Here is a 6,153-nt window from a genome sequence, read left to right as displayed (position 1 = left end):
ATATCGGCGACAAACTGGATTACCTGAAAACAACGGTCGAGTTTGCATTGAAAAGAAAAGAATTTGCAGAGCCTTTCCGTGAGTTCCTGATCCGCATTCTTGAAAAATAAAAAGCCAGCCAATTAACATGAAAAAACAGATCATAGTAAGCGGAGCGACAGGTAATCTGGGCAAAGTGGTAGTCGGGAAATTGACCGGACTTGGCTATGATTTGCATATCAATGTAAGAAACTCAGCAAAAGCCGGTGACTTTGACCCGGCTTTTGTTTCCACTTACGAAGCCGATCTGACCGATGCTGATCAGGCTGAGAAGTTTGTCAGCAATGCAATCTCCAAAGCCGGCCGGATCCATGCAGGTGTTTTCCTGGCGGGTGGATTTGCACCGGGCAAGTTGGAAGAAACAACTGTGCAGGAGATCGAGAGAATGATCAATATGAATTTTTTCACGGCATTCAACCTGATCAAGCCGCTTAAAGCACATTTCGAATTGAATGGCGGTGGACAGATTATTCTGGTTGGGGCCAGGCCGGCGCTTGTACCTGCGCAGGGCGCGGCAAGTTTTGCTTATACATTGTCAAAATCGCTGCTCTTTCAAATGGCGGATATGATCAATGCGGAAGGTAAGAAAACAAATGTTTCAGCGTCGATAGTAGTTCCAAGCATCATTGATACTCCTGATAACCGGGAAGCAATGCCGGATGCTGACTTCAACAAATGGATTTCGCCGGAAGATATGGCCGAGGGTATCGCATTCATTTTAAGCGAAACCGGGAGCAAAATGAGGGAAACAGTCTTAAAGCTTTATCACAAAGCCTGAGCTAAGGCTTTTTAGGTTCGTAATCAATCTCGATCACACGCCTTCCTTTTTTATCAACCTCGCCAATCATAACGCGCTCTACATTTCCAGCTTTTTCCAACAGTTCTGCCTCAGCTACTTTCTGGCTTTTCGACTTTTTCCCATTTAAATAATACGTAGTACTGTCCGCAGGAAAACTAAATGGACTATGATGCCGGGAAATAAGTGTTTGGGTTGGTTTGTCAACTTCACCAATCGGATTACCGTTCGAAAACTGTACTGGCTCTACATAATCATAAATCTGCTTGCGGTTTCCTCTGATCTGTTCATAAGTAGGAAACGCTTCATCTTTTCTTGCCTTCTGCGCGCTTGTATCTGGCACAAGGAAAGTCAGGATCAATAATGCGAAAATACCTGCGAGGTAAGTCTTCATAGTAGAGAAAACAAGTTAAATCACACTCTGATTATCCAGCTGCGCAATCCTCACCTGGGTGATTGTACTCCGCTGTTTTTTCAAGACAGTAAACTCGTAATTCCGGCTCTTGTATTTCTCACCAACAGACGGTATCCTGCCGAATTTCCAGATCAAATAACCCGCGAGTGTTTCGTATTCACTTCCCTTAGACAAATCATGCGGAAGACGCTCATTTAAATCTTCAATAGAAATCGAGCCGAGTACTGTATAGCTGTTATCGCCCTCATTTTTGATGATCGGTGCCTCATTGTCATATTCATCCTGGATTTCCCCTACCAGCTCTTCCAGTATATCTTCCATGGTGATAATTCCATCAATACCACCATATTCGTTCACAATCGCCGCCATTTGCTGGCGGTTCACCTGAAAATCGCGAAGCAATGCACCTATTGGCTTTGAGCCGTGGACTGTTGAAATGGGTCTGATCAGCTCCTGAAGTACGATATCTTTTCCTTGTCGCATCTTTAACAAAAGATCTTTCAGGTGCAGTACACCTACGATCTGGTCAAGGGTATCTTCATAAACCGGGATCCGGGAGTAACCTTCTTCGATGATCTTTTCGAGCTTAACCTCATTGAAATCATTGATATCTATGCCCACAATCTGCGGGCGCGGGATCATAACCTGACGCGCGAGCCGCTCAGAGAAGTCAAATGCATTTTTAATCAGATCATAATCCGCCGCTTCAATCATCCCGCTTTCCTTCTGCTGCTGAACCAGGTACCTCAGCTCGTCGCTGCTGTGTACTTCACTTCCGTGAGAAGGTGAAATTCCGATTGTTTTCAGGATAAAATTCGCGATCCCATTTAACAGCCATACAATCGGGCGGAAAATCAGGAAGAATATGTGCAGCGGATAAGAGAGGACCAATGTAGTTGCTTCCGGCCGCTGAATTGCGATTGACTTCGGCGCCAACTCGCCAAAAACAATATGCAGAACAGTGATAATCGCGAATGCGGTAGGTAATGCAATTTGGTGCGCAAGTTCCGGATTCAGCGAAATACCAACCAGCTCCATTGCGCCAATCAGGATTTTAGAAACAACAGGCTCGCCTATCCACCCTAATCCGAGACTCGCCAAAGTAATCCCGAACTGCGTCGCGGCCAGGTACCCGTCGAGGTTGCCGACGATCTGTTTTGATAAAATCGCCATTTTATTTCCTTCCTGCGCCTTTTGCTCCAATTGGGAAGCCCGGATCTTGACGATTGCAAACTCAGCTGCAACAAAGAACCCATTGAGCAGCACGAGCACCAATGTAATTAAAACCTGTATAGCCATTAATTTGGGAGTAGACGTTTCTTCTATGTTCGTTTATCCCGCATGTTAACAAAAAATTGTTCCATTGAGAAATTGAAGGCACCCGCATTATCTGCGAATCCAGCATACCAAGCTGAATGCTAAATAGTTTTGATAGTGACACAGAGTTTTGCTAGATTTATACTAGTCCGTTTACATCTTTATCAAGTAAATGCCATAACAATCGTCTCGATTATGATACTTCGTTCCCCATTATCAGTTTTTCCACGCACACTGGACGAATTCCAGAAGTGGGAATCAGTTGATGGATATAAATATGAATGGAATGATGGTAAAATAATACGATTCGGCAAATTGAAAAAGAAGCATCTTTTCATTATCAGGAAGTTACAACAGCTTTTCTTCAAAACAGCTGCTTTTTCAGAAGGAGCTGCATTGATTATGGAGCAAGATGTGATGCTCAGCGGCATTCAGATGCGCCGGCCTGATCTTGCTTATTTCAGCGGAGCACAAATCGACCACTCGGCTGAATCTGAAACGGAACCTATCCCTGAATTTCTCATCGAAGTGATCTCACCAACCGACGATGCTGAAAAAGTTGAGGAGAAGCTGGCAGAGTACTTTAACTCGACAGTGAAAGTTGTGTGGCATATCTATCCTGAAAATGAGGTAGTATATGTATACACGGCCCGCAAAACTGTGCGCATCTGCACTGACCTTGACGTTTGCTCCGCCTCTCCTGTTATGCCCGACTTTGAAGTTACTGTAAAAGAGCTGCTGGCAACCGGAATTAAGAGTTAACTATCCTTCGGTTACCGACCCTCGGTGCCAGTATAATCCGGTTCTTTCACCCTTTTTCGTTACTTTGTATGCGTTTCCTGTTTTGGAATCGCATTCTTCCGCATTAAGCTATTTTCTCAATGATCTCCAAAATCCAACTAAAAAAACCTTTACTACTCCTTGCCGGGACCACTATTGCGGTGGTTTCTTGCATGAAAATGTCGCCGTCCGGTTCTTTCGGTAAAGCTACCAAGACCAACAGCACTGCTGTGGTCGTGAAAGAAGATGCCGCCACAGGAAAGGCGAGGGCGAAAGAAATTCGTGAAAAAACCTCAGTGAAGCTGGCAGACGGACTAAAACTGGATCTCTGGGCCTCTGATTCACTTGCTCCCGATCCGGTCGCGATCGCAGTGGACGATTGGGGTGCTGTATACCTTAACCGCACCAACCGCCAGAAAAACTCGGAATTTGATATCCGTGGGCACCAGAACTGGATGACCGCTTCCATTGCATTGCAAACCGTGGAAGAGCGCCGTGCATTCCTGCGCAGCACTTTTGCACCTGATAAAAGCAAGGAAAACAGCTGGCTGAAAGATTTGAATGGCGATGGATCGCACGACTGGAAAGACCTGACAGTAGAAAAAGACGAAGTCTGGAAAATTCAGGATACGGATAATGATGGTATTGCTGACAAATCGACGCGCATTCTCGACGATTTCTTTGAAGAAGTTTCCGACGTAGCGGGTGGTGTGCTCATCCGCGCCAAAGATGCATTCGTGGCAATTGCGCCTGATCTTTGGAGGTTACGCGACACAAATGGTGACGGGGTTTTGGACGAAAAAACTTCCATTAGTCACGGTTATGGTGTGCATATTGGTTTTGGCGGTCACGGTATGTCCAACCCGATCGAGGGACCAGACGGAAAAATTTACTGGAACATCGGGGATATTGGTGCCAACATTACGACCAAAGAAGGCGTAAAACACGAGCACCCTAACTCGGGTATCATCGCACGTTCCAATCCGGATGGAAGCGATTTTGAAGTTTTTGCACACGGTTTGAGAAATACGCACGAATTCGTATTCGACGAATATGGTAACCTGATCAGTTCTGATAACGACGGTGACCATCCTGGCGAAAGCGAGCGTTTGGTGCACGTGGTGGAAGGATCAGATGCAGGCTGGCGCTCCAACTGGCAGTATGGCAAGTATACCGACCCGAAGAATAACAGCTACAAAGTCTGGATGGACGAGCAGCTTTTCAAACCGCGCTGGGAAGGTCAGGCGGCTTACATTATCCCTCCTATCCAGAATTTTCACAACGGTCCAACCGGAATGCAATACAACCCGGGAACTGCACTCGGCTCTGAATGGAAAAATAAGTTTTTCCTTGTAGAATTCGTCGGTAACCCTGCCCGCTCGCCGATCTGGGCTTTTGGACTTAAACCAAAAGGCGCATCTTTCGTGCTGAATGGAGAGAAAAATATCCTCTCGGGAATTCTTCCAACCGGCATTCGCTTCGGTCCCGACGGCGCATTGTACGTAGCTGACTGGATAAATGGCTGGGATACCAATAACTACGGTCGTGTGTGGAAACTGGATGTAACAGAAGATAAAAACGACCTGAAAGCACTTCGCGCCGAGACCAAGAAGTTTATGCAGCTGGATTATGCACAGCAAAATGACGATATGCTGTTGAAGCTTTTGTCGAACCAGGATATGCGTATCCGGCAGAAATCACAGTTTGAACTGGCTTCCCGCGGTGCCAAAGGAGCGGCAGTTTTAAACAAAGCAATTTCGCAGAAAGAAAATCAGTTTGGCCGCATTCACGGGATCTGGGGAATGGGTCAATTGGCAAGAGAGGACAAATCTTACGCCAATGTATTGATGACATTACTGAAAGATTCTGACGAAGAAATTACAGTCCAGGCTGCCAAGGTACTGGGCGATGCCCGCATTGCGGAAGCCGGCCCGATGCTGGTACCAATGCTGTCGAGTAAAAACCCACGTGTACAGTTTCATGCCGCGCAGGCGATCGGAAGGATCAAATACAAAGACGGAGTGGCGCCGCTGATCAGCATGATCAAAGCGAATAACGATGAAGATCTGTACCTGCGCCACGCAGCTGTACTTGCATTGTCGCGCATTGGCGAAGCCCAACCTGTTCTTGCATTGGCCGGCAATCCCGAGAAATCAGTCCGTACTGCTGCTGTACTGGTACTGCGCAGAATGAAAAATGACGGTATCAGTATTTTCCTGCAGGATAAAGACGAATATATCGTGGCCGAAGCTGCCCGCGCGATCAATGATGATCTTTCTATCCCGGGTGCATTGCCTGCACTGGCGGGTACTTTAAACGAAAAGAGGTTCAAGTCCGAGCCGCTGCTTCGCCGCGCAATTAACGCGGCATTGAGAGTTGGCGGAGACGCGCAGCTGAACGATCTGATCGCATTTACCAAAAGAAAAGATGTTGATAAAGAGATAAGAGCGGAAGCACTGGCTACTTTGGGCACCTGGGCAAGTCCATCGGTAATGGACCGGGTGGACGGACGCTACCGCGGCGTTATCACCAGGGATCCGGCGGCGATTAAAGCAAAAGTGCAGCCGATTGTTGCAGACCTTTTACAGGAAAGCGACCCGACTATTTTGATCGCTACTTCCCAAATCCTGACCAACCTGAACATTTCCGGCAACAATGAAACTTTGGTCAAAATCCTGAATGAAAACAAAGATTCAAAAGTGCGGGCTGCGATGCTGGTTGCATTGAATAAACTGAATTATTCAGGAATGGACGCGGTAATGAAGAAAGGTATGTCGGATGCTGACGCGGATGTTCGTACTGCTGC

Annotated in this window: 5 protein-coding genes and 1 pseudogene; 4 read left to right on the top strand and 2 right to left on the bottom strand. The window is 46.7% G+C overall.

The features are described from left to right. Together ACTIE6_RS11955 and ACTIE6_RS11950 are read left to right on the top strand one after the other, a co-directional pair. Window positions 1-110 (top strand): annotated as a pseudogene (locus ACTIE6_RS11955) (UTP--glucose-1-phosphate uridylyltransferase); the annotation flags it as partial. A 17-nt stretch (window positions 111-127) separates the two neighbouring features. Next, window positions 128-817, top strand: coding sequence for an SDR family NAD(P)-dependent oxidoreductase (locus ACTIE6_RS11950; protein WP_439556854.1), 690 nt, complete (start codon window positions 128-130; stop codon window positions 815-817). A 1-nt stretch (window position 818) separates the two neighbouring features. Here ACTIE6_RS11950 and ACTIE6_RS11945 read toward each other — a convergent pair whose 3' ends face one another. Further along, window positions 819-1,229: a hypothetical protein gene (locus ACTIE6_RS11945; RefSeq protein WP_439556853.1), complete on the bottom strand. Its 411-nt coding sequence runs from the start codon at window positions 1,227-1,229 to the stop codon at window positions 819-821. A gap of 15 nt (window positions 1,230-1,244) precedes the next feature. Beyond that, window positions 1,245-2,549, bottom strand: a complete 1,305-nt coding sequence (locus ACTIE6_RS11940; protein WP_439556852.1) for a hemolysin family protein — start codon at window positions 2,547-2,549, stop codon at window positions 1,245-1,247. 213 nt (window positions 2,550-2,762) lie between these two features. Here ACTIE6_RS11940 and ACTIE6_RS11935 point away from each other — a divergent pair, with 213 nt between their 5' ends. Together ACTIE6_RS11935 and ACTIE6_RS11930 are read left to right on the top strand one after the other, a co-directional pair. After that, window positions 2,763-3,329 carry a Uma2 family endonuclease gene (locus ACTIE6_RS11935; RefSeq protein WP_439556851.1) on the top strand — a complete coding sequence of 189 codons (567 nt, stop codon included), beginning with the start codon at window positions 2,763-2,765 and terminating at the stop codon, window positions 3,327-3,329. 119 nt (window positions 3,330-3,448) lie between these two features. After that, the coding region (locus ACTIE6_RS11930; protein ID WP_439556850.1) for a PVC-type heme-binding CxxCH protein at window positions 3,449-6,153 on the top strand (2,705 nt) is incomplete at its 3' end.

Source organism: Dyadobacter sp. (genome assembly GCF_051859145.1).
Lineage (GTDB): Bacteria > Bacteroidota > Bacteroidia > Cytophagales > Spirosomataceae > Dyadobacter.
The sequence above is the reverse complement of the archived record's forward strand: the minus strand, read 5'-3'. Positions and strand labels throughout refer to the sequence as shown.